Below are 26130 nucleotides of genomic sequence, written 5' to 3' on the forward strand. Positions count from 1 at the left end.
CTGCAGGAGGAACGAAAAATGAAGCCTGTTATGAAGGTAATAGTGGCAGCGACGTTACTTCTAGCGATCTTTCTGGTTTTGAATACGCTGCTTTTCGTCCCGGATGAAGGCGACAAGGTAGCGCGTGAATCGGTGGCAGTGGATGCCCAGAAGGTTACTGCGCATTTGGCGCAGGCTATCCGTTTCCCTACTATCGCCACCGGAAATGAGGCCACGCAAGAGTATCGTCCTTTCAGAAAGTTTGTTGCCTGGGCTGAACAAACCTATCCGCTGGTCTATAAAGCCATGGATCTGCAAATGATTGCGGAGCACACGATTTTGCTGCGTTGGCAAGGCAGTGACCCCGCTCTGAAGCCGATTTTGCTAACAGCGCATTATGATGTGGTTCCGGTGGTGCCGGGCTCGGAAGGAGATTGGCAACATCCACCGTTTAGCGGCGAAGTGGCCGAAGGTTATGTCTGGGGTCGCGGTGCGCTGGATGATAAAAGTGCCGTTATCGTTATGTATGAGGCAGCCAGTTTGCTGTTAAGTCAGGGTTTCAAGCCGACACGGACTGTGTACTTCAGTTTTGGCCACGATGAAGAAACGGGTGGCAATAAGGGAGCCGCCGGTGTGGTTGAATACCTCAGTGAACAAGGGGTGCAATTGGCCTGGTCGATAGATGAAGGGTCTTTTATTGTCGAAGGTGTTTTACCTGGAATAGATAAGCCGGTCGCCTTGATCAACGTAGCTGAAAAAGGTTATGTCACGCTCGAATTGGTTGCGCACGGTCCCGGTGGCCACTCTTCAATGCCGGCGGCGGAGCTTGCTACGGATATTCTTGCTCAAGCACTGGTGAACCTGCGGCGGCATCCACTGCCGGGCGACTTGGAGGGGCTTAGCGCGGAAAGCTTCGATATTATGGGACGATATCTTCCTTTCGCTCCCCGTCTTGTGCTTGCAAATCGTTGGCTTTTCGGCTCGCTCTTGGAATTAGTATTGAGTAAAGATGCCCGGATGGATGCTCTCATTCGAACGACGACTGCTCCTACGCAGCTGCGGGCGGGGATAAAACCTAACGTGATACCGCCTACTGCAACTGCCATTGTAAATTTTCGTCTACACCCACGTGACACCGTTGCACAGGTGGTGGCACATGTTGTTTCGGCCATTGGCGACGAGCGGGTGGAGGTGAGCGTGTCAGAGGGTGGACTCCGTTCGCCAGCATCAGGTATTTCTTCAAGTGCTGCAGAGGGTTACCAAGTCATTAGTCGAGCGGCTAAACAGATTTATGGCGACATAATCGTTGCACCGGGGATTACCGTGGCGGGAACTGACTCCAAACACTATGGCAAAGTGGCAGACAATGCCTATCGAATCAACTTGATGAAAATTGCCCCCACGGAGGCCTCTGGTTTCCATGGCAAAAATGAACGTATTTCGATTGATAACCTTGTCGCCGGCACCGGTGCTTATTACCAATTGATTAAAGAGTCGGCGGGTATCCGCCCCTAATGCGTTACGAGATTATTTAACAGGAGGTGTTTAAGTGAATAGGTTAGTCAGGATAATGATGGTGATCATCGCTTTGGTTGCGGTTGTACTTTTGGCGCTGCCGACTATTTTACACAAGAGTGGTTTGCACCCGGTGTATAACGGCCTAAGAGTAGAACTACCCGGTAAGCGTGCACTGGTCATTACGACGAGTCATGGTGTGTTGTCGGCGACCGGTGAGACTGAGGGCGCTGCGACTGGAGTTTTTGGCTCAGAGATGACTCATCCTTATTACAACTTCCTGGATGCGGGAATGAATGTGGATATTGCGAGTATCAAAGGAGGTGAGATTCCGGTCGATCCACAGAGCTTCATGTACATGGTGAAAACACCCGAGGACACCAGGTACCTGAAGGACCAGGTCTTTCAGGCCAAAGTAAAAAATTCGTTGAAAATTGATGACGTCGATATGTCACTTTATGACGTTATTTTTATGTCGGGTGGATGGGGTGCTGCTTACGATCTTGGCCAATCAGAAGCCTTGGCCAGCCAGGTGACGCAGGCCTTTTACAGCAATCGGGTCCCCGTAATTGGTGGCGTATGTCATGGGGTGCTTGGACTTATCAATGCCAAGGATCGCAATGGGAAGCTGTTGATCTCGGGGCGAAAAATGACGGGCGTTACCGATAAACAAATCAAGGAGTTGGGTATCAATATGACGCCATTGCATCCCGAGACAGAGTTACGAAAAGCCGGCGTCCAATTTGAAAGTCAGACAGCGTTCCGCGATTTCTTTGCTACCCATGTCACCGTGGATGATGAAAAGCGATTCGTCACCGGCCAAAACCAAAACTCGGGTCACGAGACGGCTCAAAACATGATGAGAATCCTCGCTGAGCGTAAGTAGCCTGAGCTAAGCAATACCGTGGTTTAAACGGAGAGTTTATATCGATTGGTCGCTGCTATTAACGATTTGGATTGCGGTATTTGCTGCGACAGTACTTCGTTCGTTCAGCGGTTTTGGTTTCGCCCTGGTGGCGGTGCCAGTGCTGGCCTTGTTTATGCCGCCCGTCGAGGTAGTCGTGTTGAGCTCGGCGATGGCGTTCACGTTGAGCCTGCTGACTGTACGCAGCTTTTCCTCGGTCATTAGTCTAGGGGAAATCAAGCCGTTGCTACTAATGTCTGCCGCTGGCACGGTACTGGGCGTATTTATCCTGAAGTTAATACCCGCTGAATTGTTTCAACTGTGCGTTGGAGTCGCGGTGCTTATCGCCTGCATGGGTCTTATGGCTTCGGGGACCCCAGTGTCTTTGCATGTGCGGGGGTTGTCCTGGTTGGCGGGTTTGTTGTCCGGTTTGATGAACGGTGCTCTGGCTATTCCGGGGCCACCCATTATTATTTATGCGATGCTCACTGAATTAGATCCTATCCGCAGTCGAGCATTACTCATGGCCTTTTTTTTGGCGTCGTCGGCATTTGCGCTGATCGCCTATGCCGTGGCAGGCGTCATAGAGTTACAATCTGTGAAATATTACCTTTTAAGCATGCCGGCTCTTGTAGGGGGAGACTGGCTTGGCAGTCGCCTTTTTGATCGCTACGGTCGGAGTCTTTACCGAAAGGTGGCACTCTTGGCACTCGCCGCCCTCGGCGTGTCTATCACTCTGAGAGCCCTATTATAGAGTGTGGAAAAGGTTCGTCTTCGCCGGCAGCGGTGTCGTTTTTTGATGCCCACTGGTTGCTTGCACCCAGCCCTGCAGTGTCGATTCGCTGCCACTGAGACGGTCCCAGGGGATAAAAAAAGAGTTTAATCTATGCTCGACTTCCTGTTACAAGTTCGGTAAAGTCCGGCGTAGCCTGAAATCGAATTTATTATTTAAGCTTCACACGCTGTTCTCGTTTGTAAAACCTCGTACTGCAGTTTCTAAATTCAAGTCGACTCTTCATGCTATCAAGTCCAATTGGGCTTACACAAAATTCACAAGTTATGGTTAATATTATGTCTGAAAGAGTTAAGGGAACCGTTAAGTGGTTTAACGAATCTAAAGGTTTTGGTTTTATTGAGCAGCAGTCTGGTCCCGACGTTTTTGCACACTTCAGTGCAATTGCTGGTGACGGATTCAAGACGCTGGCAGAAGGTCAAGCAGTAGAGTTCACCGTCACCGACGGTCAGAAAGGTCCCCAAGCCGAGAACATTGTTGCTATCTAACAATTGACTCGATTGAAGAGAAGGGCAAGTCATTCGTGGCTCGCCCTTTTTTTATATCTGGATTTAGTCGACAAAGCCTTGGTCTGATAAATCCTTCATAAATGATTTGATGAACGCTGAGCGCATGCTGGCGACATCGCTTTGCTCCTCCATGCCTGAATTCACCTGCCACAACCGCTTCTCGGTTTTGATTTCATACAGCTGGGCAGTTAGGTGTATGGATTTGTGTTCTGCCCAGAAGTCAGAGGTTTGGCCAACCTGGTAGGGAACGCCATAAACTCTGCCTCGACCATAGTATCCACCGCCGTAGACTGGCGCGTATCTGTAATATTTGCGGCCCGGATGAAGCACCGCGCTCTCATCTCGTCCTGCAAACAGACTGACCAGCACCGTATCAACTTCGGCCTTTGTCGCCATAGCTGCCGCGTCTTCCTTGGTGATTTCCGTGCCACCCATGAGTGTATAGCTGGCAATTGCATGTATGCCCTCTTTTACCAGTGCCTGAGTAAACTCTTGCTCGAAGGCCTGTCTGCCTTCAAATGTTGTGGCAATAGCGACAACTAGCACGCCGTGCAGGTCTTTAGTATGCACGCTTGGGTCGACCCAGGACTTTTCGACAGTGGCTTTATTGCTGCTGCAACCGGCGAGAAATATCATCAGAAGCATGTTTATTAGTATCGTGGTTTTGATGTTGCTGCCTCATTATTGCCGGTTCGCCATGGCCTGAGTGGCTAGTTTTTTCGAATGCCGCTTTTCTCAAGTGAAATTAGACGTTGTTTGTAGAGTGAGCCAACCGCTTGTTTGAAAACTTTTTTGCTCACTCCGAATGCTGCAGAAATTTCTTCAGGAGGACTCTTATCGGTCACCGTGATAAAGCCGTCATTGTCCTCCAATGCCGCGAGTATCGCATCATTAACGTTCTTAATTCTATCTTTGCTAAATCCGGGTTTGGTGAGTGTCAGGTCCAATCTGCCATCGTCTCGTGCCTGCTTGATGTATCCTTCAATCTGCTGCCCCTTGCGTAATTTTTGGAACAGCTCATTGCTGTAAAGCAACCCCCAGTATTGGTGATTTACAATGGCCTTGAATCCCAGCTCAGTGCGATCGGCAATGATCAGTTTTACTTTGTCTCCCCGCTTAAAGCCCTGAGAGTCGTCTTTAATCCAGTGATCAACGCGGGTGGAACCTGCTAATCTTCCTTGATTATCCAGGTAGACCTTAACAAGGGTGTGCCGCCCTTCGATGAGTTTGTGCTGTTGTTCAGCGAAAGGAATAAACAGGTCCTTGCTCAGCCCCCAGTTAACGAAAGCGCCTACGGTACTTAGGCTCACGACCTCCAGCCAGGCGACTTGTCCAAGTTCTGCTGCGGGGCGATGCGTTGTCGGAACCGGGTCGCCTTCGCTGTCCAGATACACAAAAACCTCCAGCTCATCGCCGGGAGCTGCATTGTCCGGACACTGGCTCAGTGGGAGCAAAAGGCGGCCTCGATCTTTGCCATCGAGAATAACTCCATAGGCCCCTTTTTCTAGCATCTGGAGCTTTTGACATTTGCCGATCTCTAGCATGAATGGTTACCTGTTGCGCGTAGCGAAGCTATTGTAGGGCATTCCGTCGTCGAAGGCTCTCACTCCAGGAACTGCTCCAACCGCATTGATTCCAGCCCGCACGTGGCTACTGACTGGTTGCCAGCACCTCAGAATAACCGGAGCGGTAGTCCGGGTGCCGCAATTGATAGCCGCACGCGTGCAATAAATCATTTCGACATCTCTTGTGACTGACTTGCCCTGTAGTTGAATCCTCTGATGGACTTTTTACAGTGACGGCCAACGCTTTGGCGAGCCATTGCTCTACCTCATGTGCCGGGCAGGGACTATCATCAACACCGTTGTAAATAGGTGCTAAATGCTGATGGTTCTCTGCCATTTCGATTAAATGAAGAAGGAATTCTGCACAGTCTTCGCGGTGTATCCTGTTGGTGTAACGGACCGGTTCGCTGGTGGCCACTTCGCCTCGAGCGACCTTTGAAACTAGTCTCGCACTGGATCCGCCGTAGATACCGGCAAAACGAACGATCGTTGCTGGCAGCTTGGAATCCAGAAACTGGCGCTCGGCATCGATGATAGCGGTTGCCCTTTTATCAGTTTCAGAGAGCGGAGCCGTTTCGTCTATCCAGCCGCCTTTAGCTTCGGCGTAGACGCGAGTGCTGGAGACCATCAATAGCTGGTGAGGGCGATGATTATTGAGGCTTCGTAGTAGATTGCTTGCCGCGGTAGAGAAGCCTTGCCAGTATCCTGCGATGTCCCTGCTGGTTGGATTAAAAGTAGCCAGCACGAAGTCGGGTTTTAGTGCTTCAACGAATACAAGTGCGTCCGGATTGCAATGATCCGCCGCATGCCAGTTAAACTCCGGAGAAAGACCGTCAGGGTTGCGCCTGACCGCATGTACCTGCCAATCACGTGCTGCCAGGGTGCTTCCTACGCGGCGACCCAGGTCGCCACAACCTGTGATTAGTATAGATTTCTGGGCCATAGCTTAGTGCTCACTCGTTCCGCTTTTTTTGCTGTAGGGGTTGCGATACTTTGCCTCAACCTTGGTGCACAGTTTAAAGCTCTCGCCCGCGTGACCAGATATTACTAGTGTAGATAGCCATGGTCACGTAGATATCGGCGGCACCTGAGAACCCGTCGTTGCGGGTATTTATGTTTCTCGGTAAATTGCTGGGGTGACCGATTTCGCTGTCGCTTGTTGCTGGCAGAAGCGGGAAGAAATCCAAGCTGCGGGTGATGGTAACACAGTGGATGGGTAGTGATTTTTTCAATTGCTCGTTCATCATCAGGCCTGGTAATATTGACATTAATTATGCCAAAATATAATATAGCGGCAACGCCTTTAGTTGCATTGCGATTGATTAATGGGAGTGACGTAAATGAATAAAATCTTGAAAGTTCTGATTCTACTACCAGCTATTCTTTTCCTTGTTGTCGGTCTACGTTGGTTAGTAGATCCAGCTGGCGTTGCTCCGTCTTTTGGCCTGTCGCTGTCACAAGGACTGGGCTTGAGTTCTCAGGTGGGTGATATGGCGGGCTTTTTCCTTACCACTTCTATTTGTATGTTGATTGCTGTGATCGGTGGCCATCGTATTTGGTTTTATCCGCCGGTGATGTTGCTCTCTATTACAGCTGTAGGTCGCATTGTGGCTTGGCTGGTACACGACGCTGGTCTGGCGACGGAACAAATTGCCGTGGAGGTTATAGTCTCCGCGCTGCTCCTGGTTGCATCACGTCGTTTACCTGCGGCATCGTAGATTTTGTCTTTTTCGCTATTGAGTCAGCGAGGTTTGCTTGCACTGATTCTAGGCTCTTTGACAGTCTTGCCTAGCCTGGCACAGGCGGCGGAGACATTAGCGGGGGCGGAGTTGGCATCTGCCTCGCGTCCCAATATTGTTCTGATCTTAGCGGATGACCTGGGTTACTCCGATACCGCGCCTTACGGGAGTGAAGTTAAAACACCGACCATCTCAGCCCTGGCTGAGCAGGGTTTGAGTTTTACCAATTATCATACGGCGGCAAATTGCGCCCCTTCTCGGGCAATGCTGTTGACCGGAATCGATAATCATCTCGCCGGTGTCCCAAACATCATAGAAATGCTGGCACCCGAGCAGCGCGCTCATGCTCATTATCAGGGGGTACTGGGAGACAATGTTGTTACCGTGGCGACTTTGCTGGAAAGCGCAGGCTACCACACCTATATGGCGGGGAAATGGCACCTTGGCTCAGCCAGCAATAAACTGCCCATCAGCAGAGGTTTTGAGCAGACAGTCACAATGGCTGATTCAGGCGCTGATAATTGGGATCAGAGACCCTATCTACCCTTGTACGACCAAGCCAACTGGTTTGCTAATGGAGAACGATTTCAGCTTCCAGAAGACTTTTATTCCTCGCGTTTCCTGATCGACAAAACCATTGAGTTCATCGACAGTAACCTTCAAGACGGGCAGCCATTTTTTGCTTACGTGCCTTTTATGGCGGTGCACGTGCCGGTGCAGGCACCTCGCGAATACATCGAGCGCTATGAAGGCGTTTACGATAAGGGGTGGGACGTGTTGCGCGATGAGCGACGAGAGCGAGCTATTGAGCTTGGTGTCGTGCCGCCGACTGCGAACATGGTGAGTATGACAACGACCAAAAACTGGGCATTGCTCAGTGATGAGCGCAAGCGGTATGAAAGTAAACGCATGGCTGTTTACGCCGGTATGATTGAGGCCATGGACTTTAACATCGGTCGACTGGTCGATTACCTGAAGATTCAGGGGCAATACGATAATACGATATTTATTTTCACTTCCGACAACGGTAGTGAAGCCAGCGGGCCAGACAATCCCACTAGCTTGGTCAATAGCGCTGGTACAGGGAACATGGGCTATCACGTCAACTACGAAGGCCTTGGCGAGAAAGGAAGTTATAATTCGATCAGCGCCAGTTTTGCCAGTGCATCAGTCAGTCCCTTGGCGTTTTATAAATTTTACGCCGGCGAGGGCGGCATTCGGGTTCCGCTGATCATTGCTGGTATGCCCTTGCAGTTACAGCAGGGCCTGACGCGCGCGTTCGCGTGGGCGACGGACATTACGCCCACGATTCTCTCCTTTGCCGGCGTTGAGCTCCCCGGTCCCAGGTATGCCGGTCGTCCGGTGCTTCCCATCACAGGTAAGGATTTGTCGCCGGTTTTGATGGGTGAATCGGATCGAATATATGCTGATCACGAAACTGTTGGCTACGAGCTTACCGGCCACGCCGTTCTCTTTCAGGGTGATTATAAGATTGTGGTGAATCAACCACCGGCCGGTGACGGCCAGTGGCGTCTTTACAATATCGTCACCGATCCGGGCGAGACTGATGATTTGAGTGCCCAGCAACCTCAGCGGTTCCAGGAAATGCTGTCAGGTTATGAAACATACAAACGTGAGAACCGTGTTTTGTCGTTGCCGCCGGGTTATAGCCAGATGCGTCAGTTGTTTTCAAATGCCCTGCAAGAGCGCTATGGCGCCAATATAACTGTGATGATTTTGGCGCTGATCGTGTTATTGCCCTTCTTTATTTTTTATAGAGCCCGAAAACACCGGAGTTAATATGACAGATGTTTATACGCTGTATGGAATTACCCATTCTCTTTACACTGGCAGGGCGCGCTCCTATTTAATTAAGAACGGCATCACCTTTCGTGAGCTGTCTACAGGGCATGAAAGTTTTAAGGCCAAAGTATTGCCGCAGGCAAAGTTGCCAACGATTCCTGCGCTGCTCACGCCGGGTGGTGATGTGATTCGCGACGGTGCGGCGATTATCGAATATTTTGAAGCGGACAACGGCCGGCACAATCGACCAGAGGGCCCGCGTCAGCAGATTGTCAGTGCACTATTTGATGTTATCGGTACCGATGGGTTGCTGCGTCCGGCGATGCACTATCGCTGGAATTTTCAGGAAGAAAATTTAGCGTTTATCCGGTACCACTTTTTTCATTCACAGCGCGAAACCCCCACTCGTGATGACAAGACAGAAGCGATGATGCAGCGCATGCAGCATGTGGCGAGAATCTGGGGTGTGAACGAAGAAACCGGTGATTTGGTTGAAGCCCTGTACCTGGAGTACCTCGAAGCACTGAACAAGCACTTTGAGCAGTACCCTTATCTGCTAGGCTGGCGTCCCTGTATCGGTGATTATGGTTTGCTGGCCCCCATGTATGCCCACTTTGGTCGCGATCCGTATCCCGGTCGTATTATGCAGCAGCAGGCAACGCGGGTTTATCGCTGGGTTGAGCGCATGAATCGACCTGATCAGGATGCGCCGGAGTATTTTGACGCTCAAGAGGGCTTCTTGTCTGACGACGAGGTGCCCCAGAGTCTGTTAAATGTGTTGAAGGTGATCGCCGAAGATTTTGTGCCTGAAACTGAAGCTGCGGCAACTGCTATTAATCAATGGCTGCAAGAAAATCAGCCAGATGTTGGCGCTGCGGCTGACCGAATGCTCAATAAGTGCGAATTTGTGCTGCGTGGGCAAGCCATTAGTTCGGTTTCGCAACCCTATCGATTTTTCTTACTGCAGCGGGTTCAATCGCTCTATGAGGCGATGGAGGCCGAGGACCAAGCCTCGGTACAGAAGATGCTCGCGAACTGCGGTATGGAAAACATCCTGGCTATAAAACTAAGTCGGGATATCGAGCAATCAGAAAATCTTGAGGTGTGGGTATAACGCACTTGCGGTTGATCGGCTAACCTGCCATAGCAACTCACTGTTTCAGGCGACTAATCACCTTCGCGGCGAGCGCATCATCTTCCGGATTTTGAGGGACGGGGAACGTCACTCTTGTGGCTAAACCAGCGAAACGAGTCTTGTATTCCTTTGCGATGTTTTCGTAGGTTCCCCGAGGCACGAATTTCTCTAGCATGTCATCTGTAATAATATCGGGCATCTTTTTCCAATCGCCCGAGCGTGTCATATCGAGCAATTCTTGTCCCTTATGCACCCAGCCAAAGCGTTCAAGGCTGGGCCAATAAGCGGGAGTGGAGTAGAGAAATCCGAGCAGTTGCCTTTGCTTCTCCCATTGCTTGGAGACAGTGATCTCATCTTTGCCCGTCGCACACAGTGGGCCCAGTAGTAGCTTGAAGTCAGCGCCTGTGTGTCCGGCCTTGGCAAAGCCATCGCGCAATCTTGGCAGGCAGACTTCCTCAATGTACTCAGGTGGGGTGTTAGTGGGGTGGGTAATCATGCCATCAGCGATTTTACCTACCATGCGGGTCATGTCGGGGCCTACCGCTCCGCAGAAAATGGGAATATCTGGATGCTCAATCGGACCCGGATTAAAAAAGGGTTGTAGCTTGGTAAAACGATAATGCTCGCCCTTAAAGTTGAGTCTGTCGCCGCTCTGAAAACTGTGAAATATCGCTTTGAGTGACTGTACATACTCTCTCAGCTGCGGCACGGGCGAGCCCCAACGTGCGCTGTAGCGTTGCTCAATATTAGGTTTGATCTGGGTGCCAAGGCCCAGCTCAAAGCGGCCCTTTGACAAATTGGCCAGGTCCCAGCTGGCGATTGCGGTGACCATGGGGCTGCGGGCGAAGGCGACCAGGACACCGGTGCCGACAATCAGCCTTTGGGTTGAATTCAATGCCAATGCCGCTAACAGCAGACCGTCGTGAAGAGCGTCAGGCACCTGCAGGCCATCGAAACCCATGGCTTCTGCGCGCGCGGCATGAGCGCCGATTGTATCTGGACCCATGTCTTCTGGCGTGGCGGCAAAGACCTGGAACATACTTGACCTCGTTTGTTATAGGCAGCTAAGCTGATAGTAAGTTTAGCTTACTATATGGGCGGATCACAATGCCAATGACTCAGCAGCACTCGATCGGACAAACGCTCATGCTAGTAGCCCGTGATTTTCAGCGCCGCCTGGATTCAGACCTTGCAGCACGTGGTATTTTGGGTATTCGTCATCGACACAACGACGTTTTTTTGTATCTCGGTCGCAACGGCCCCAGTCGCGGGGTGGATCTCGCCTCAGCGGCGGGTATACGACCTCAGTCGATGATGAAAATCATTCAGGAGTTGGAGCAGCAGGGACTGGTAGAGCGCAGGCCTGATCCGGCTGACTCAAGAGCCAAGCTCGTCAATTTTACTGCTGCAGGGGAATCGTTAATTGACGAATTGAGCGAGTCTACGGCCAATGTCTGGCAACACTACCAAGCAATTATCGGTAGTCAGCAACTCACACGTACCCTGAATAATCTGGATACCCTAATTGCTGAAGAGACAATAGCATGAGCCGAAAAGTAGCGTTTATTACCGGTGCCAGCAGGGGTATTGGTGCAGAGTCGGCTGTTGCGCTGGCACGAGCTGGTTTCGACGTGGCCATCACCGCACGTACTTTGGCTGGTGGTCAGGAGCAAGATTACGGTGGGCGGCTTGTTGGATTGCCAGGTAGCCTCGAGGCAACGGCCGCCGCTGTTGAGCAGGTTGGTGGCAGCGCGTTGTGTCTGCAGGCAGATATTTTGCACGTGGACTCGATAGTGGATGCAGCTAAATCTGCGCTGAGTCACTTTGGACGAATGGATTTGCTGTTCAACAATGCGATCTACCAGGGCGCAGGCGTGTTGGCTGACATTGTTGATGTGCAGTCACAGCAGGTAAAAGCTTTGTTTCAGGGCAACGTTTTTACGCCGCTGGCCTTGGTGCAAGCGTTGCTGCCGGCGCTTGAAGCGCAGAAAACGAGCACAATTATCAACATGGTTTCTTACGCAGCCTTTAACGCGCCTCCCGCATCTGCCACTGATGGCGGTTGGAGTTTTGCTTACAGCGCATCAAAGGCAGCTTTTGCCAAAATGGTGGGCTCTCTGCAGGTGGAGCACGCTGACAGTGGTTTGCGTGCCCTTAACCTTGAACCTGGCACAGTGATCTCTGAGGTGATGCGTGCGGCAGGTATCGATGAGGCAGTGCTTGGGCGTTACAAGCCTTGCAGCCCAGCGACTATTGGTGGAGTCGTGGCATGGTTGGCAAACAATACCCCATCTTCGGATTATCAGGACACAAACTGTATTCGGGGTCCCGCACTGGCCAAGCACCTGAATTTGCTCAAAGCTCCATCATTACTGGGAGATCGCTATGAATAAAGTTTTGTTGGAAAAACATCACGGCTACGCAATTGTTACCTTGAACCGGCCAACGGAAATGAACGCATTGTCCCGTGAGTTACGCGAGGACTTTGTTACCGCTCTGGCTCAATGTTGTGCCGATGAGGCGGTTAGAGTCCTCATACTCACGGGAGCTGGAAGAGCGTTTTGCGCTGGCTTTGACCTGAAGGAATTGTCGGAATCTGCCGGCGACGCCTCGCAGGAAGCAGACAACGCCATTGCTCGCGCGATGGAACAATTCAAGGGTCCCATTATCGGTGCAATTAACGGCCACGCTATAACCGGCGGCTTTGAAATGGCGCTGGCTTGTGACGTCTTGATTGGTTCCGATAAAGCACGTTTTGCCGATACCCATGCCAGAGTGGGTATATTGCCAGGTTGGGGACTGAGTCAGAGGCTTTCTCGCCTGATAGGCTTGTCCCGGGCCAAGGAAATTCACTTTACCGGGGCACCGGTTTTCGCCCAGCAAGCCTATGATTGGGGACTTCTTAATCACGTAGTGAGCGAAGATGAGTTACTGCCACTGGCAATTTCTATGGCCGAGGATATGGTCGCTTGTGTGCCGCATACGCTCCTGGCTTATAAACCTCTCATCGACGATGGGTTTTCAATGTCGCTTGCAGAAGCCTTGCCTTGGGAAGAAGAGCTGGCGATTGAGTCAGCCCAAAAAACAATGGCAGAGATGATCGCTATGCGCAAAGATTCGGTGCTGGCAAAGGGAAGGAGCGAAACCGATGAGTGATCCAGTCGCACTGGTTATGGGCGGTGGCGCCGGCACCGGCAGAGCAACGGCCCTCGCATTTTCTGCGGCGGGCGCGCAAGTAGCGGTTGCAGACATCAACCCTGTCGGCGCAGAGCAAACCGTTGAACTGATCAGGGAGCAGGGCGGCGACGCTATGCTTCTGCGTTGCGATATGGCCGACGGTGAGGCGATCAAGGCGGCTCATCAAGCACTGATGGAGCACTACGGGGCACTGCATTGGGTATCCAATAACGCGGCGCTAGCAGTGCCCAACAAACCCATCACAGAGCTCAGTGATGACGAGTGGGACCGTTGTATGAATGTGACTCAGAAAGGCGTATGGCGTTGCATGAAGCAGCAACTGCCGTTGATTCAGGCATCCGGCGGTGGCGCTATTGTCAACATCGCCTCTGTCTCTGGGCTGCGCGGTGAGACTTTTCAATCAGCGTATTCCTCAGCCAAAGGGGGTGTAATAACGCTGAGTAAGGCCGCTGCCGCAGAGTATGCAAAGCGTGGGGTGAGGATTAATACGGTATGTCCCGGCGGTATTAACACGGGGGGCATGCAGCTTTATCTCGAAAAGATGCCGGCAATGAAAGAAAAAACTCTGAATGCGCATGCGATGGGTCGTCTTGCGGAACCAGAGGAGATTGCTAATGCCGTAGTTTATCTGTGTTCGGATAAGGCATCATTTATTACGGGGCATGACCTGGTCGTAGACGGTGGGCTGATGATTCGCTCCAATGTAATTGATCTGTAAGATGCGCCGAATGAGCCTTTTAAATAAGGGCTCACGGTCTCGCCATGTGATGTATCAGATCAGGTACTGGCCACACATCGATTGAGCGGTCGCCCAGAGTTTTTTCGCCATCGCACTATCGGTCATGTGATTTTGCCCACTGATTACAACCGGATTGCAGTCCTCAAAGTAAGCGCCTGACACACCCTCTAACTGCGGTGAAGTGGCGACATACAGCTGAGTGGCTGCGCCTTGCGCCGGGCTCTTCGCAATAACACCACCAAACCATTCGAAGGCCGAACGCATCAGCACCGGTGCGGTACGCGCAATGTTGGTTTGAACAAGACCCGGGTGAATGGCATTGGAAGACAGGCCAGTTCCCTGCAGCCGTTGTGCAAGCTCGAGCGAAAATAGCGCGTTAGCGAGTTTGGATCTACCGTAGGCTTGTCCAGCATCAAAACTTTTTTCGCCCCTGAGATTATCAAAGTCGATACCGACGGCAGGCGCCTGCCCGTAACCCGAGCGACTGCTCACGTGAACAATGCGTCCGTTGTTCTTAGTCTGCATTAATGGCAGCAAACGGTTAGTTAATATGAAGTGGCCCAGGAAGTTGACGGTGAAAATTTTCTCGATGCCATTTACCAATTCCAGCTCGCCAAAGGTATTAATGCCAGCATTGAGAACCAGTATGTTGGGCGCAAGCTCCAAGGCTGCAATGGATTCTGCGCAATCGACAGTCGACTGAAAATCAGACAGTTCCAGAGCCAGGGGCGTTGTCTTCCCGCTAACGCTGGCGCAGGCTGCGGTAGCTTTTTCAAGGGTTCGTCCTGTGCCGATGACATGCGCGCCTCGCAAGGCCAGTACGCGCATCGTCTCGTAACCCAGGCCAGAGTTACACCCGGTTACCACGGCAACTTTGCCGGCGAGGTCTAAGCCTGCAGTCACTTCTTCGCCAGTAGAATCTGCACCAAAGGAACTGGTGGGCCAGCGGGTATCGATGGACACGGTATATTCGCTATCGCTGCAAGCGGTGAGAGAGGCGCCTGCAGCCAGCGTGGCGGCAGAATAGATAAGCTGTCTTCGGTTTATTTCCACGATTTTTCTCCTTCAGAATCACTACGTCTAGTGTATACGTCCGTCACGGGGCCAGCTTTACTTGCGGCGGGCTGGGCTCCAACTGGCAGCGGTAAAGGTACTGAACGCGCTACGGTGTTTCGAAATAGAGGAAGTATGCAGCTTGTTTTAGGCAGCGCGTGATTACAGAGGCGTTACCGTCACAGGTACACCATTAACGGCGGCGTTACCGGAAAGTTCATCGAGCAGTTGGTGGTCAGTGACATCGTTGCAGCTTACCCCCGGTCGCTGGCTTGCTTTTTCCATTTGAACGCCGGAGCGGTGATGGCCAAAGCCATGGGGGAGGCTAACCACACCAGGCATTAGTTCATCGGTTTGCTCTACGGTAGCCTCTACCGCGCCCACTCTCGAACTGAGGCTTACTCTCAGCCCATCGCTGATTTTATGCTTTGCCATGTCTTCTGGGTGCATCATCAGGGTACAACGATCTCGACCTTTGATCAGCGGGTGGAAATTATGCATCCATGAATTGTTAGATCGAATGTGGCGTCGTCCAATAAGTAACAGTTCGTTTTCCTGATCTTCTGCGAATGCGTTAAAGAGCCTTTCCAGATCCGCCATGGGTAGTGGTGCGTCACAGGCAATGGTCTTGGTGGCCGTAGCCAGGCGCTCAGGCAGTTGCGATACCAGGGGGCCCAAGTCGATGCCTGAGGGGTGCTTCTTCAATAATGCCAGAGACATATCCTGGTCGCTGTAGGGGCCAGCCTGGAGTCCCATATCTATTATCTGTGAGGGAGGTAGAGATTGCTGTGGGGGTAAATCCAGAAGCTTCTCCAGTCGTTTTCCCAGCTCTGAGAAAATTTCCCAGTCGTGCAAACTGCCCTCGGGTTTGTCGAAAACCGGCTCATTGTAGCGGGCCGTATTGCGCACCGCGAATGCGTGAAGGGTCAAGTCGTAGTGATCATGTTCCAGTGGTGAGGTTGGTGGCAGGATAATATCTGCGTGGCGCGTCGTCTCGTTGATGTAAGGGTCCAGGGAAACCATAAATTCCAATTGCGGCAGCGCTTCGTCTAATTGCCTGCCATTGGGCGTAGACAGCACGGGATTTCCAGCACCGGTAAACAACGCCTTGATTTGTCCCTCACCTGGCGTAACGATTTCCTCGGCAATGGCACTGGCCGGTAATTCCCGGTCGAACTCTGGCAAATTGCGAACTCTGCTGCGATGGCGGTTGAACCCGCCAGGCCCATTGGTTGTCACCGTGTCCACCGCAGGTGTGGTGAACAGGCTGCCTCCGGGTTTATCCAGATTTCCGGTTGCGATATTAATGAGCTGCGTAAGCCACTGACACAAGCCACCGTAAACCTGAGTGGATATCCCCATTCTCCCGTAGCAGATAGCACGCTCTGCGCCTGCCAATTCTCTGCTAATAGAGCGGACGGTAGCGGCCGAAATGCCGGTGTGCCTGGCGGCAAACTCGGGTGTAAAACTGTCGATCGCCGTGCGCACGTTTTCAAGGCCGGTGGTGAAGTCTGTCAAGTGACCTGTATCGACCAGGTCTTCCGCAAACAATGTATGCAGGATAGCGAGCAGGAAAAGGGCATCTGTTCCCGGGCGAATGAAGTGATGTTCATTGGCCAGCGCCGCTGTTTCGGTGCGCCGCGGGTCAATCACCACAAGCTTCCCGCCTCGCGCCTGCATTGAGCTCAATCGTTTTTTGACGTCAGGCACTGTCCAGATGCTGCCATTAGAAGCCAGCGGATTGGCACCTAGCATGAGGAAATAGTCGGTGTTATCTACGTCGGGTACGGGAAGTAATAACTTGTGTCCGTAAAGCCAGAGAGAAACGAGATGATGGGGCAGCTGATCGACGCTGGTTGCAGAAAAGCGATTGTTGGTTCTGGTGTGTCGAAACAAACTACTCTGGTGGGTCATCATGCCGTAGTTGTGGACGCTGGGATTACCCAGGTAAATTCCCATTGCGTTTACCCCATGCTTTGCAATGGTATGCGCCAGTCCCCGGGCGGTAGTGTCTAACGCCTCAGTCCAGCCGATGGCTTCCCAGGAGACTTCTCCTGCGGCGTTACGAGATTTTTTTACTGGACCTTTAAGACGATCAGGGTCTTCATGCAAATCCCTTAGAGCAACGGCTTTGGGGCAGATGTGACCGCGGCTTAAGGGGTCGTCTTTGTCGCCCTTGATCGACAAAATCTCCGTGCCTTCTGTTTCTATGATCAATCCACAAATGGCTTCGCAGAGGTGGCAGGCACGGCGGTGTGTTTGTTTAGTCATCGTTGGCTATCCGGCATTCGAGATGTCTAGCATATCCTTTAATTCCCGTTTTACGAACTTTCCGCTGGCGTTGCGGGGGAGGGGATTGTCTAAAATCCAAATATAGCGAGGTATTTTGAAAGAGGCGATTTTGGATTTGCAGAATTCGCGGATGGCGTCAAAACTTAGGTCTTGTCCTTCTTTGAGGAAAATGGCGGCACCCACTTCCTCGCCGAGGCGGTCGTCAGGTACAGAGAATACCGCGCATTCAGCCACGGCTTCGTGCTTGAATATCGCCACTTCAACTTCTGAACAGTACACGTTTTCGCCACCGCGCAGGACCATGTCTTTGGCTCGGTCCACCAGGTAAATAAAGTTGTCTTCGTCGGCGAAGCCGATGTCGCCAGTCTGCAGCCAGCCGTCGACGATGGTTTCAGCCGTGGCTTCAGGTCGGTTAAGATAGCCTTTTATGACTTGTGGGCCCTTGAAGCAGATCTCTCCAGTCTCACCCAGTGGCAGAGTGTTACCCTCTGCATCGATGCACTTTACGTCAAAAACAGGAACGAGCCGACCGGCCGCATTGGGTTTGTTGCTCAGAAAAATGCCCCAACTGCCGGCCACAATGCCGCAGGTTTCTGTCAAGCCGTAGCCTTGTGCGGGCATCGCATTGCCCTCAGATTTCATGACCTTTTCGGTGAGATCTGGTTGCACAGCGGCGCCACCTCCACCCAGCACCTGCAGGGACGAGGTATCCCGTGTTGAAAAATCCTGATGGTTGATAATCTCTCTTGCCATGACGGGCACGCCCGAAAAATTGGTGATTTTTTCTTCTTCGATTATTTTTAGCGCCTCACCGGCGTCCCATTTATAGGTATGCACAATTTTTCCGCCAGTAACGGTAAGCACCTGGGCCACTGCATTGTTGGCGGTTACGTGAAAGAGGGGAGTAGCGATTATGGCTGAAGTCTGTCTCTGGCCGGGAGTCGGTGGCTCTTTACCCTCAACCAGCGCTTGGGCGGTCATCTGGCTCAGGCTGGAAAACAGGCTACTGAAGACATTGTTGACGCAGCCTCGATGAGTCAACTGAGCGCCCTTGGGCTTACCAGTAGTTCCGGAAGTGTAGAAAATGCAGGCATCGTCCTCTGGGCTAATCGTTGCGTCTGGCAGGCTGGCGGGTGCCTTGAGAACCTCCGCCCATGGTGTCGCCCATTGCGGGCAGTTATCAACACGCACTGCAACCACAGCTAAGTTTGCCAAGCCTGACCTGATCTCGCTGAAGCGTTGCAGCCGCTCGCTGTCGCAGATCAGCATGCTGCTTTGTGAGTCTCGCAGTCCGTACTCTAGTTCTTCTGCGACCCACCACGCGTTGACGCCAACGGGAACCGCACCGATACAACTTAATGCCCAATAGGTCAGCATCCACTCGGGATAGTTGCGCATGGCAATAGCGACCCGGTCGTGCTGCTTGATACCGTTGGCACTGAGCCAGTTAGCGATGCGAGCGACCTCTTCATGCGCTTGAGTGTAGGTCCAGCGTTCGTCTTGATAGACCATGTATTCGTTGTCGCCATGTCCCGCTGCGTTCAACCATAAATCCCGAAGAGAGTCAGGCGCCATGGCCCAGGTTTTGAGAGTTTGCCCGGCGACGAAGCTCTCGCGAATTTCAAACATTTGCCCGGGGGCGGTCATTTGGTCTACGACTTGCTTTAGCTGTTGGTACATGGGGTTGATTATCTCGTTGTTGATTGATTGTCAGTTTGGTATCGGCGTTTGACCGAGCGACCATACCGCCCCTTAGACTGTACAAAATGGCATTTATTGTGTCAAAATATATATTAGTCGTCGTGGCACAGGCAGGTCGGGACCAGTTGGGTCGCGCCAATAGGGCCAGGCGGTCACTGCTGGTGCTGCGAATTCTAACATCGTACTCTAGTCAAAAATCAGGGAAACGAAGCATGGCAGTAGTAACCAAACTCCAGCTCAAGCGTTCATTGAACAGTGCGGGCAGCTATCAGGAGTGGCTTGATGCCGCCAAGGCTTACGACAAGTATACCAAACAAGACCTTTGGCGCAGGAAAGATCACAGCAGCCAGTATGATTATGTATCGATTCGGACGCGCCTCGATCGGCTGCGTAGCCTGAAGTCACGCCACGATACCCGTGGAATGCTCTTCACCCTTAATGAGGGTATTCATGGGAACATGGGAGGCATGGGTCGTGCCGGGCTGTATGGTCGCGCGAAGACTGGAACCAAACACCTGGTTGAGGACTACATTGACGAGATAGTGCACTCGCTCAGGTACCTTGCTGAGGAAGACAGTGGTGATGTCAGTGCCGATGAAAAGCTGGATTTTTTCCGTCGCGCCAACCACTGTTTCGGGCATTCTGCCTTCATGATGAGCGGCTCTGGCTCCTTGCTGTTTTTTCATGTGGGTGTAGTCAAGGCGCTGGCAGAGTCGGAGTTGTTGCCCAGCGTAATGTCTGGCTCTAGTGGTGGCGCTATTGTCGGCAGTATTGTCTGTAGTCACACCAATGAGGAACTTCCTGAGTTACTGGATCCAGAGTACTTTTTGGATCGCATACCGACGACCGCCAGCACGAGTGGCGTTGCTCACGTGAGCGAGTTGGAAGAGAGTATCGCCAGCTTCATTCCAGATATCACTTTTGAGCAAGCTTTCGCACGAACGGGTCGTGCGATGAATGTCTCTGTTGCTCCTGCAGAGACCCATCAAACTTCGCGCTTGCTGAATGCAACAACGTCTCCAAGTGTGATGATTCGCAGTGCTGTAATGGCATCGTCAGCGGTGCCAGGGATATTTCCGCCGGTAACCCTGCAAGCACTAGACAGCCATGGGGAACGGAAAAGTTATTTGCCGTCTCGCAAGTGGGTAGATGGTTCAGTCAGCGACGATATGCCCGCTAAACGTCTGGCGCGCCTGTATGGTGTAAACCATTACATTGTCAGTCAGACAAACCCTCATGTGTTGCCTTTCGTGTCAGACGGTCATCGTAAACGCACCGCTATTGGACTTATTGAAAATGCCGCTCGCCGTTCAGCCAGGGAATGGTTTAATGCGATGACTTTGATTCTGGACCGGGCAGACAAGCGCAACGGTACTGTAACGCAGGCAACCAGCCTGATGCGCTCCGTTATCAATCAGGACTATGTTGGCGATATTAATATTCTGCCGGATTATAAAGTGATTAACCCGCTCAAACTGCTGACTTTCCCGGGCGAAAAACAAATGTATAAACTGATCTCGGCAGGTGAGCGCTGCACTTGGCCTAAGCTGGAAATGATTCGTCAGCAAACGAGAATCAGCCGAACGTTGCGCGAAGTTCTGCAGAAGTTTGAAGATAACCCTGTTGTATAGCTAAACGAATTGCGTTTTCTGGTGGTGTATCTTTCGATTCACCGCTGTTCACTATGAGAAGATAATTATGACTGCAGTACCTATAAATAATCGCGTAACCCAGATGACGGGCACCGACTACCCGATCATCCAGGCGCCCATGGGCTGGATAGCGCGAGCCCAGCTGGCATCAGCTGTGAGCAATGCCGGTGGTCTCGGGATTATTGAAACCTCGTCAGGCGAATTCGACAATATTAAGGTCGAAGTCGCAAAGATGCGCGAGCTTACCGACAAGCCCTTCGGCATGAATGTGGCCTTGTCCTATGTTAAGGGTACTAATGTCATCGACTTTGTCATCGAGCAGGAAATTAAGTTTGTCACCACTTCCTCTGGCAGTCCCAGTGTTTGCACGCAGGCTTTCCAGGAGGCTGGTATCAAAGTGTTTCATGTCGTACCAACACTGAATATGGCACTGAAAGCTATCGACTGTGGAGTAGACGGTCTGATTGTTGAGGGCGGTGAAGGCGGCGGTTTTAAGAACCCCGATCCTGTGTCGACCATGGTGCTGCTGCCCCTGATACGCTCGAGGACTGATTTGCCCATTATTGCAGCCGGGGGGATCAGTGACGGCCTGTCCATGGCAGGAGTTTTTGCTATGGGCGCTGAAGGCGTGCAAATGGGCACGCGCATGCTGTCCAGTGCTGAATCTCCGGTGCACGGCAATTGGAAGCAGGCCATGCTGGCAGCCAAGGAGACCGATACGGTATTCCTGAACCAGCAATCTCGGCCGGCTTTGCGAGCCCTGCGTACCCGAGTAACCGAGGAGTTGTTGCCAAAGGGCGCGTTCAATGCCATGGAATACTTCGCACGCGTGCAGGAACTTTATTTTGGCGGTGATATGGAAGCGTCTATCCCTTTGTCTGGCCAGGTAGTGGGGCGTATCGACGAAATAAAGAGTGCGGATCAAATCGTGCAGGAAACCATGACTGATTTTTATGAGGCCATGCAAGGTTTGGCCAGCCAATATACGAATCGCCAAGTTGGATAAGGATATAACATGAGTAATACAGAAATCGAAAGCGTTAACCTGGAAGTTCAAAAGGAGCGCTGGAATCAAACCCGGGTGGTCAAGGCCGCAGTTGATACAAGATTGGCCGAGAATGAAGTGCTGTTGCGCATCGATCGTCTGGCCCTCACGACCAACAATATTAGCTATGCATCAGCGGGTGATTCGCTAGGGTACTGGCGCTTTTTCCCTGCCGAAGACGGTTGGGGCCGTCTGCCTGCAATGGGCTGGGCGCAGGTGGCAATGTCGGCGCACCCTGATATCGCCGAGGGTGAGCGGGTCTGGGGTTTTTTCCCGCTGGGTACGCATTTGAAGGTACTGGCGGGAAAGGTAAGTTCGCAGAGTTTCGCGGATGTCTCTCCTCATCGTGAAGGACTGGCCCCTGTTTATGCGCAGTTCGACCGAGCAACGGCGTATCCAATTTATGAGGAAGCGCGAGAAGATCAGGACAGTTTGTTACGCGGTTTGTTTATGACATCGTGGCTGGTAGAAGACTTCCTCGAGGTAAACCAGTTTTTTGGTGCAGGAAGCTGCCTCATTACCAGTGCCTCGAGCAAGACCAGCATCGCTTTGGCGCACTGTGTCAAACAGCGCGGCACGCTCGCTAGCGTGGCGATCACTTCTGCTGGCAATGTAGAATTCTGTGAGAGTCTGGGGTGTTACGATCAGGTAGTAACTTACGATGCAATCGCATCGCTGGACAATGCCGGGCCGGTTGTCATGGTAGACATGGCGGGCAGTAAAAAAGTACTGTCTGAGATTCACCATCATATTGGCGACAACATGAAGTACTCGTGCCGCATTGGGGCAACCCATGTCGAGGATTTTGGCCCGGTAGACAATTTGCCGGGAGCTACGCCTGAGTTTTTCTTTGCCCCTGGACACCTGCAAACTCGCAGTAAAGAGTTGGGCGGTGCAGAGTTTATGATGCTGCTGGGCGGTGCCTATGCAGGCTTTCGGCAGTTTTGTGATAGTTGGTTAAATGTGGCGCGTAGCTATGGCGCAGACTCAGTCGAAGCCGCCTATCAACAGGTGCTGGCAGGCAAGGCAAACCCTGCCACTGGCCAGATCATCTCTCTTTGGGAAGGCGGGGAATAGGACCGTGGTGCTGTTAGCGTCTTTTCTTGCTCGCTCTTTCGGCAGCTTAGCTTAGCGCTCGCACAATGACCCTGCGCGTCTCTGCGGGGTCGATGACAGCATCAATTTCGGTGGCTGCAGCGGATTCGGTTGCCTTGCCGCGTTCATACATTTCTTCGACAAGCTGGTTAAACAGTGCTTCCCGCTCCTGCGGATCTTCAACGGCATCCAGCTCTTTCTTAAACCCAAGTGTCACTGCGCCTTCCAGTCCCATGGGTCCAGTTTCCCCGGTTGGCCAGGCAGCAGTGAACACAGGCACCTTGAGACTTCCTGCGGTCATGGCCATGGCGCCCAGTCCATAAGCTTTGCGTAAAACAATGGCCACTAATGGCACTCGTACTTTTGCTCCTGCCTTAAACATCGTAGCCATGCGCAGGGCGGCGCCTTGTACTTCGCTATCAGGGCCCACCATGAAGCCTGGTGTGTCGCAGAGAGAGAGCAATGGCAGCCCGAGCTTGTCGCACAGCGAGACAAAACGCCCTGCCTTGTCGGCCGCGTCACAATCTACAGCCCCGCCCAGTACCCGGCAGTCGTTAGCCATTAATCCCATGGCTTTGCCATGGATGCGAATGAAGCCTGTAACGACGGCGCCGCCAAAACCCCGGGTGAGCTCAGTGAATGAGTCGGTGTCGGCGACGGTCTCGATAATGCCGCGAACGTCGTAGGCATAACGTCTGTCGGCAGGTAGCGCGGTGCGCAATGATTCCTGATCCGCACACTGCCAGTCGCTCACATCACCCTGCGTGTAGCTAATAACTTTTTTGGCAAGCTCAGTCGCATGTTCTTCATTGTCTGCCACCAGGTCGACCACAGCATTTTTGCTTTGGACGTCAATGGGACCAATATCTCGCGGTGCGAATTGACCCAGGCCGCCGCCTTCAATCATTGCCGGTCCCGCCATGCCGATCCAGGAACTTTGAGTTGCGATACGGATGTCTGCGCAACCAAACAAGGCAGCGTTGCCGGCAAAACAGTATCCGTTGTTGACAGCAATGGTGGGAACTTCGTTGCACAAGGTAGCCCATTCCACGAAAGAGCTGACGTCCAGAGTGCCGCCGCCTATCTGAATGTCGGTATCACCTGGGCGGCCGCCACCTCCCTCGGTGTACATGATCACTGGTAACTGACGCTCCTGGGCCACATGAATAATTCGATCCAGTTTCATGTGATGGAAAAACCCCTGCGTGCCTGCGAGTACGGTGTAATCGTTAACCACGACCGCTGTCGCTGCACGCTCTTCACCAAACTGAGCGGCATTCACCGTTGCCAGCCCGGTGATGACCCCATCCGCGGGAGTATTGGTTCGCAGGTCTTGTAGGCTGCGCCTTGCGCGCTGTGCGGCTACGGCCAGTTGACCGTATTCGACAAAAGAGTCCTTATCGACAAGTGCCTCCAGATTCTCACGAGCACTGCGGTAACCCTTGGCATGACGTTTCGCTATTGCTTCTTGGCGCTGCTCGTCCAGGGTCATAGCCTGTTGAGCCTGAACTTCATGCAGTTTGCTCAGGTCGCCTTTTCCAGGATTGAACGCTTGTGGAGGTTGTTTGCTCATGCTCGGCCTAAAAACAGTGGGGGTAGGAGCGCCAGTAAAACTGGCCTTCCTTACTTTGCCAATTGCGGTAGATCGAATCCCAGTTGAGGTCCGCAATACGCCAGCCGTGATGGGGTTCAAGGTTGGTGGAAAATACTTTTGCACCATAGTCGCAAAAGCGGGTATCTACGCTGATACGTACTTTATTGTCAGCAGTATTTGGTTCCGCCCTGTGCACCATGGCGGAATTGAAAATTAGCATATCTCCCTGCTCAAAATCTGACACGTGCCAGTGAGTTTCGTCATCGTAAATTTCGCACTGCACTCCGCCAACACCCTGTGCCTGGAACACATTTCTGACGCCGCCTTTATGGGACCCCGGTAGCACAGTGACCCGTCCCATGCTGGCATCCACATCGTGCAGGGCTACCCAAACTCCAGCCATGGTTGGGCCAGAGTGGTGAGAGTAAGCGTCCTGGTGTGGTGGAGTTTCGTAACCTAGCATTCGCGGGGTTGCGATTCTGGCCATTTTGATGGGATACACCCAGGGCTCGCAGCCTTGTATGCGGGCCATTATGTCGAGCATCCAGGGCTGGTGGAAAAACCGGTGGAAGGACTCCAGTTTTTGCACTTGCGGGTAGACTTCGTCCCAGGTTGCATCTGTTTCGTAGAACGGGTCGCCAGTGAGCACGGGTTTGTTGGCACTAGTGTCGAACTTGACATGCGGATTCAGCACTTCAAGCATATCAGCCAGAAGCACTTTGCAGTGATGAGCGGATACTGCCTGCTTGATAAGCAGGTATCCGTCTTTTGCATAGCGCTCACGTAAGGTCGTGTCACTGTCGCTGAGTTGCGAAACATTGAAATCTGAGCTTGTGTTCAATCTGCGTGCCTGTAGCAGGAAAAGAGCCGGAATACGCCTTGCCGCGGGTCAAGATCGGCAGGGGGGTATTATCCTGATATTGGCAGGGGAAAGAAAGCATGCCGCAACGTCGCGCTTGGGTGTCAGCAGAACTGCAGCCGAAGCTTGCCCCACCTTCGCATTACTTTGCGGTCAGGACAGGAGTCCGATCAGTGCAATCACCGCAATAGAAGCGAAAGTCAGCGAGGCCAGCTCGAAGGTCGTTGCACTGCGCTTGGGATTTTCTTCCGAGTCGGCCAGTAGATAATGATCTGTGTTAGTAACTTTCATCGCGGCAGTATAAGCAGCACAGCACTCAAATTCCGAAGAACTGGCTCAAATTGTGAAGCAGTTCAACTTTTATTGCAGAAATTAATGTAGAACCTGGCGACTGGCCCATGGTCTATAGTTTAACGAGTGATTCTCAACTGGCTTATGGCATGAAACTACTAATTCCTATCCTGCTTTTAGGTTGTCTGACTGCCCAGGCACAGACGGTATATCGCAGCGTCGATACTACCGGAGCCGTGAGTTTCAGCGATACGCCGCCGGTGGATGAGCAGGGTGTGGAAGAGGTGCATTTAGACGTGGCGGCACCGCAAGACCCCAAGGCTTATCAGCAGAGTCTGGATGACATGCGCGAGACGACTGATCGAATGGTCGATGCGCGCAGAGCGAGAGAAGAGCATCGTGCTGGGATGCGAGAACTGGCGGCGCGCACCGCCGCTCAGTACGAGCCCCAAAAACAGCAGAGTCTGGTGGATCAATACAGTACTGCCTGGAGCTACGATGGTGGCTACTACAAGCGACCGGCGCTCCCGCCCTGGAGACCGGTTTACAGGCCAACGCCGGAGCAGCCCATTTACCGGCCCCCGGTGCAAGCTCCGTCCGGGCACCCCTTAAATGCTAATTCGCAATTGATGAGGCCAATGCTGCCGCGCTGAGGGGCGCTATCGCCTG

General features: G+C 52.5%; 26 protein-coding genes. 15 read left to right on the plus strand and 11 right to left on the minus strand.

Annotated features, from left to right (window positions below):
• Positions 1–18: 18 nt before the first annotated feature.
• The 4 genes from EYC87_RS03380 to EYC87_RS03395 all read left to right on the plus strand — a co-directional run bounded on the left by EYC87_RS03380 (position 19) and on the right by EYC87_RS03395 (position 3679).
• Positions 19–1494: a M20 family peptidase gene (locus EYC87_RS03380; protein WP_279251617.1), complete on the plus strand. Its 1476-nt coding sequence runs from the start codon at positions 19–21 to the stop codon at positions 1492–1494.
• A gap of 34 nt (positions 1495–1528) precedes the next feature.
• A complete protein-coding gene (locus EYC87_RS03385) occupies positions 1529–2380 on the plus strand; it encodes a type 1 glutamine amidotransferase domain-containing protein (RefSeq protein ID WP_341474968.1) in 852 nt (283 codons plus the stop codon).
• A 70-nt stretch (positions 2381–2450) separates the two neighbouring features.
• Positions 2451–3152, plus strand: a complete 702-nt coding sequence (locus EYC87_RS03390) for a sulfite exporter TauE/SafE family protein (RefSeq protein ID WP_279251899.1) — start codon at positions 2451–2453, stop codon at positions 3150–3152.
• Between the two features lie 317 nt (positions 3153–3469).
• Positions 3470–3679 carry a cold-shock protein gene (locus tag EYC87_RS03395; RefSeq protein ID WP_279251618.1) on the plus strand — a complete coding sequence of 70 codons (210 nt, stop codon included), beginning with the start codon at positions 3470–3472 and terminating at the stop codon, positions 3677–3679.
• Positions 3680–3742: 63 nt separating this feature from the next.
• Here the strand turns inward: EYC87_RS03395 and EYC87_RS03400 are convergent, their stop codons facing one another.
• The 4 genes from EYC87_RS03400 to EYC87_RS03415 all read right to left on the minus strand — a co-directional run bounded on the left by EYC87_RS03400 (position 3743) and on the right by EYC87_RS03415 (position 6533).
• Complete coding sequence (locus EYC87_RS03400) at positions 3743–4345, minus strand: hypothetical protein (protein ID WP_279251619.1); 603 nt, start codon at positions 4343–4345, stop codon at positions 3743–3745.
• 65 nt (positions 4346–4410) lie between these two features.
• Positions 4411–5244 (minus strand): CvfB family protein, encoded by an 834-nt coding sequence (locus EYC87_RS03405; RefSeq protein WP_279251620.1) that lies wholly within the window; start codon positions 5242–5244, stop codon positions 4411–4413.
• Positions 5245–5350: 106 nt separating this feature from the next.
• The gene (locus tag EYC87_RS03410; protein ID WP_279251621.1) at positions 5351–6208 is read right to left on the minus strand and encodes an NAD(P)H-binding protein; all 858 of its coding nucleotides are present in this window, start codon (positions 6206–6208) and stop codon (positions 5351–5353) included.
• 73 nt (positions 6209–6281) lie between these two features.
• Positions 6282–6533: a hypothetical protein gene (locus EYC87_RS03415; protein WP_279251622.1), complete on the minus strand. Its 252-nt coding sequence runs from the start codon at positions 6531–6533 to the stop codon at positions 6282–6284.
• Positions 6534–6605: 72 nt separating this feature from the next.
• Here EYC87_RS03415 and EYC87_RS03420 point away from each other — a divergent pair, with 72 nt between their 5' ends.
• Genes EYC87_RS03420 through EYC87_RS03430 form a run of 3 tightly spaced genes read left to right on the plus strand, consistent with a single transcriptional unit; the run spans position 6606 to position 9921 of the window.
• Entirely contained in the window at positions 6606–6983 is a 378-nt protein-coding gene (locus EYC87_RS03420) for a hypothetical protein (RefSeq protein ID WP_279251623.1), read from the plus strand.
• A gap of 3 nt (positions 6984–6986) precedes the next feature.
• Positions 6987–8804, plus strand: coding sequence for an arylsulfatase (locus EYC87_RS03425; protein WP_279251624.1), 1818 nt, complete (start codon positions 6987–6989; stop codon positions 8802–8804).
• A 1-nt stretch (position 8805) separates the two neighbouring features.
• Positions 8806–9921 (plus strand): glutathione S-transferase N-terminal domain-containing protein, encoded by a 1116-nt coding sequence (locus EYC87_RS03430; RefSeq protein WP_279251625.1) that lies wholly within the window; start codon positions 8806–8808, stop codon positions 9919–9921.
• Between the two features lie 37 nt (positions 9922–9958).
• On the opposite strand, the gene EYC87_RS03435 is transcribed toward EYC87_RS03430, so the two are convergent.
• The gene (locus EYC87_RS03435) at positions 9959–10981 is read right to left on the minus strand and encodes a TIGR03617 family F420-dependent LLM class oxidoreductase (protein ID WP_279251626.1); all 1023 of its coding nucleotides are present in this window, start codon (positions 10979–10981) and stop codon (positions 9959–9961) included.
• Between the two features lie 74 nt (positions 10982–11055).
• Here EYC87_RS03435 and EYC87_RS03440 point away from each other — a divergent pair, with 74 nt between their 5' ends.
• The 4 genes from EYC87_RS03440 to EYC87_RS03455 are packed head-to-tail and all read left to right on the plus strand — an operon-like array spanning position 11056 to position 13858.
• Entirely contained in the window at positions 11056–11490 is a 435-nt protein-coding gene (locus EYC87_RS03440; protein WP_279251627.1) for a MarR family winged helix-turn-helix transcriptional regulator, read from the plus strand.
• Positions 11487–12335 carry an SDR family NAD(P)-dependent oxidoreductase gene (locus tag EYC87_RS03445; protein WP_279251628.1) on the plus strand — a complete coding sequence of 283 codons (849 nt, stop codon included), beginning with the start codon at positions 11487–11489 and terminating at the stop codon, positions 12333–12335. The genes EYC87_RS03440 and EYC87_RS03445 overlap by 4 nt, the downstream gene beginning before the upstream one ends.
• Entirely contained in the window at positions 12328–13098 is a 771-nt protein-coding gene (locus EYC87_RS03450) for an enoyl-CoA hydratase (protein WP_279251629.1), read from the plus strand. The genes EYC87_RS03445 and EYC87_RS03450 overlap by 8 nt, the downstream gene beginning before the upstream one ends.
• The gene (locus tag EYC87_RS03455; RefSeq protein ID WP_279251630.1) at positions 13091–13858 is read left to right on the plus strand and encodes a glucose 1-dehydrogenase; all 768 of its coding nucleotides are present in this window, start codon (positions 13091–13093) and stop codon (positions 13856–13858) included. The genes EYC87_RS03450 and EYC87_RS03455 overlap by 8 nt, the downstream gene beginning before the upstream one ends.
• 54 nt (positions 13859–13912) lie before the next feature.
• On the opposite strand, the gene EYC87_RS03460 is transcribed toward EYC87_RS03455, so the two are convergent.
• From EYC87_RS03460 to EYC87_RS03470, 3 genes are all read right to left on the minus strand, one after another.
• Entirely contained in the window at positions 13913–14932 is a 1020-nt protein-coding gene (locus EYC87_RS03460) for an SDR family NAD(P)-dependent oxidoreductase (RefSeq protein ID WP_279251631.1), read from the minus strand.
• 162 nt (positions 14933–15094) lie between these two features.
• Positions 15095–17203 carry a molybdopterin-dependent oxidoreductase gene (locus tag EYC87_RS03465; protein WP_279251632.1) on the minus strand — a complete coding sequence of 703 codons (2109 nt, stop codon included), beginning with the start codon at positions 17201–17203 and terminating at the stop codon, positions 15095–15097.
• 6 nt (positions 17204–17209) lie between these two features.
• Positions 17210–18904: a class I adenylate-forming enzyme family protein gene (locus tag EYC87_RS03470; protein WP_279251633.1), complete on the minus strand. Its 1695-nt coding sequence runs from the start codon at positions 18902–18904 to the stop codon at positions 17210–17212.
• A gap of 233 nt (positions 18905–19137) precedes the next feature.
• On the opposite strand from EYC87_RS03470, the gene EYC87_RS03475 reads away from it, so the two are divergent.
• The 3 genes from EYC87_RS03475 to EYC87_RS03485 all read left to right on the plus strand — a co-directional run bounded on the left by EYC87_RS03475 (position 19138) and on the right by EYC87_RS03485 (position 22699).
• Entirely contained in the window at positions 19138–20556 is a 1419-nt protein-coding gene (locus EYC87_RS03475) for a DUF3336 domain-containing protein (RefSeq protein WP_279251634.1), read from the plus strand.
• A 64-nt stretch (positions 20557–20620) separates the two neighbouring features.
• The gene (locus EYC87_RS03480; protein WP_279251900.1) at positions 20621–21583 is read left to right on the plus strand and encodes an NAD(P)H-dependent flavin oxidoreductase; all 963 of its coding nucleotides are present in this window, start codon (positions 20621–20623) and stop codon (positions 21581–21583) included.
• A gap of 9 nt (positions 21584–21592) precedes the next feature.
• Positions 21593–22699 carry a DUF2855 family protein gene (locus EYC87_RS03485; RefSeq protein WP_279251635.1) on the plus strand — a complete coding sequence of 369 codons (1107 nt, stop codon included), beginning with the start codon at positions 21593–21595 and terminating at the stop codon, positions 22697–22699.
• Positions 22700–22745: 46 nt separating this feature from the next.
• Here EYC87_RS03485 and EYC87_RS03490 read toward each other — a convergent pair whose 3' ends face one another.
• From EYC87_RS03490 to EYC87_RS03500, 3 genes are all read right to left on the minus strand, one after another.
• Positions 22746–24290 (minus strand): acyl-CoA carboxylase subunit beta, encoded by a 1545-nt coding sequence (locus tag EYC87_RS03490; RefSeq protein WP_279251636.1) that lies wholly within the window; start codon positions 24288–24290, stop codon positions 22746–22748.
• A 7-nt stretch (positions 24291–24297) separates the two neighbouring features.
• Positions 24298–25152 carry a phytanoyl-CoA dioxygenase family protein gene (locus EYC87_RS03495; RefSeq protein WP_007228976.1) on the minus strand — a complete coding sequence of 285 codons (855 nt, stop codon included), beginning with the start codon at positions 25150–25152 and terminating at the stop codon, positions 24298–24300.
• Between the two features lie 171 nt (positions 25153–25323).
• Positions 25324–25461 (minus strand): hypothetical protein, encoded by a 138-nt coding sequence (locus EYC87_RS03500; RefSeq protein WP_279251637.1) that lies wholly within the window; start codon positions 25459–25461, stop codon positions 25324–25326.
• Positions 25462–25610: 149 nt separating this feature from the next.
• Between EYC87_RS03500 and EYC87_RS03505 the strand changes: the two genes are divergently transcribed.
• On the plus strand, positions 25611–26114 hold the full coding sequence (locus tag EYC87_RS03505; protein WP_279251638.1) for a DUF4124 domain-containing protein: 504 nt from the start codon (positions 25611–25613) through the stop codon (positions 26112–26114).
• Positions 26115–26130: the final 16 nt, after the last annotated feature.

It is taken from the genome of Candidatus Seongchinamella marina (assembly GCF_026262685.1).
GTDB classification, from domain to species: domain Bacteria; phylum Pseudomonadota; class Gammaproteobacteria; order Pseudomonadales; family Halieaceae; genus Halioglobus; species Halioglobus marinus.

Excerpts from the sequence above, each read along its gene's own strand:
- EYC87_RS03410 (WP_279251621.1), bottom strand. The coding sequence starts at position 6,208 with ATGGCCCAGAAATCTATACTAATCACAGGTTGTGGCGACCTGGGTCGC.
- EYC87_RS03440 (WP_279251627.1), top strand. The coding sequence starts at position 11,056 with ATGACTCAGCAGCACTCGATCGGACAAACGCTCATGCTAGTAGCCCGT.
- EYC87_RS03450 (WP_279251629.1), top strand. The coding sequence starts at position 12,328 with ATGAATAAAGTTTTGTTGGAAAAACATCACGGCTACGCAATTGTTACC.
- EYC87_RS03485 (WP_279251635.1), top strand. The coding sequence starts at position 21,593 with ATGAGTAATACAGAAATCGAAAGCGTTAACCTGGAAGTTCAAAAGGAG.
- EYC87_RS03400 (WP_279251619.1), bottom strand. The coding sequence starts at position 4,345 with ATGCTTCTGATGATATTTCTCGCCGGTTGCAGCAGCAATAAAGCCACT.
- EYC87_RS03445 (WP_279251628.1), top strand. The coding sequence starts at position 11,487 with ATGAGCCGAAAAGTAGCGTTTATTACCGGTGCCAGCAGGGGTATTGGT.
- EYC87_RS03490 (WP_279251636.1), bottom strand. The coding sequence starts at position 24,290 with ATGAGCAAACAACCTCCACAAGCGTTCAATCCTGGAAAAGGCGACCTG.
- EYC87_RS03435 (WP_279251626.1), bottom strand. The coding sequence starts at position 10,981 with ATGTTCCAGGTCTTTGCCGCCACGCCAGAAGACATGGGTCCAGATACA.
- EYC87_RS03415 (WP_279251622.1), bottom strand. The coding sequence starts at position 6,533 with ATGTCAATATTACCAGGCCTGATGATGAACGAGCAATTGAAAAAATCA.
- EYC87_RS03455 (WP_279251630.1), top strand. The coding sequence starts at position 13,091 with ATGAGTGATCCAGTCGCACTGGTTATGGGCGGTGGCGCCGGCACCGGC.
- EYC87_RS03405 (WP_279251620.1), bottom strand. The coding sequence starts at position 5,244 with ATGCTAGAGATCGGCAAATGTCAAAAGCTCCAGATGCTAGAAAAAGGG.
- EYC87_RS03505 (WP_279251638.1), top strand. The coding sequence starts at position 25,611 with ATGAAACTACTAATTCCTATCCTGCTTTTAGGTTGTCTGACTGCCCAG.
- EYC87_RS03475 (WP_279251634.1), top strand. The coding sequence starts at position 19,138 with ATGGCAGTAGTAACCAAACTCCAGCTCAAGCGTTCATTGAACAGTGCG.
- EYC87_RS03465 (WP_279251632.1), bottom strand. The coding sequence starts at position 17,203 with ATGACTAAACAAACACACCGCCGTGCCTGCCACCTCTGCGAAGCCATT.
- EYC87_RS03430 (WP_279251625.1), top strand. The coding sequence starts at position 8,806 with ATGACAGATGTTTATACGCTGTATGGAATTACCCATTCTCTTTACACT.
- EYC87_RS03395 (WP_279251618.1), top strand. The coding sequence starts at position 3,470 with ATGTCTGAAAGAGTTAAGGGAACCGTTAAGTGGTTTAACGAATCTAAA.
- EYC87_RS03500 (WP_279251637.1), bottom strand. The coding sequence starts at position 25,461 with ATGAAAGTTACTAACACAGATCATTATCTACTGGCCGACTCGGAAGAA.
- EYC87_RS03380 (WP_279251617.1), top strand. The coding sequence starts at position 19 with ATGAAGCCTGTTATGAAGGTAATAGTGGCAGCGACGTTACTTCTAGCG.
- EYC87_RS03420 (WP_279251623.1), top strand. The coding sequence starts at position 6,606 with ATGAATAAAATCTTGAAAGTTCTGATTCTACTACCAGCTATTCTTTTC.
- EYC87_RS03470 (WP_279251633.1), bottom strand. The coding sequence starts at position 18,904 with ATGTACCAACAGCTAAAGCAAGTCGTAGACCAAATGACCGCCCCCGGG.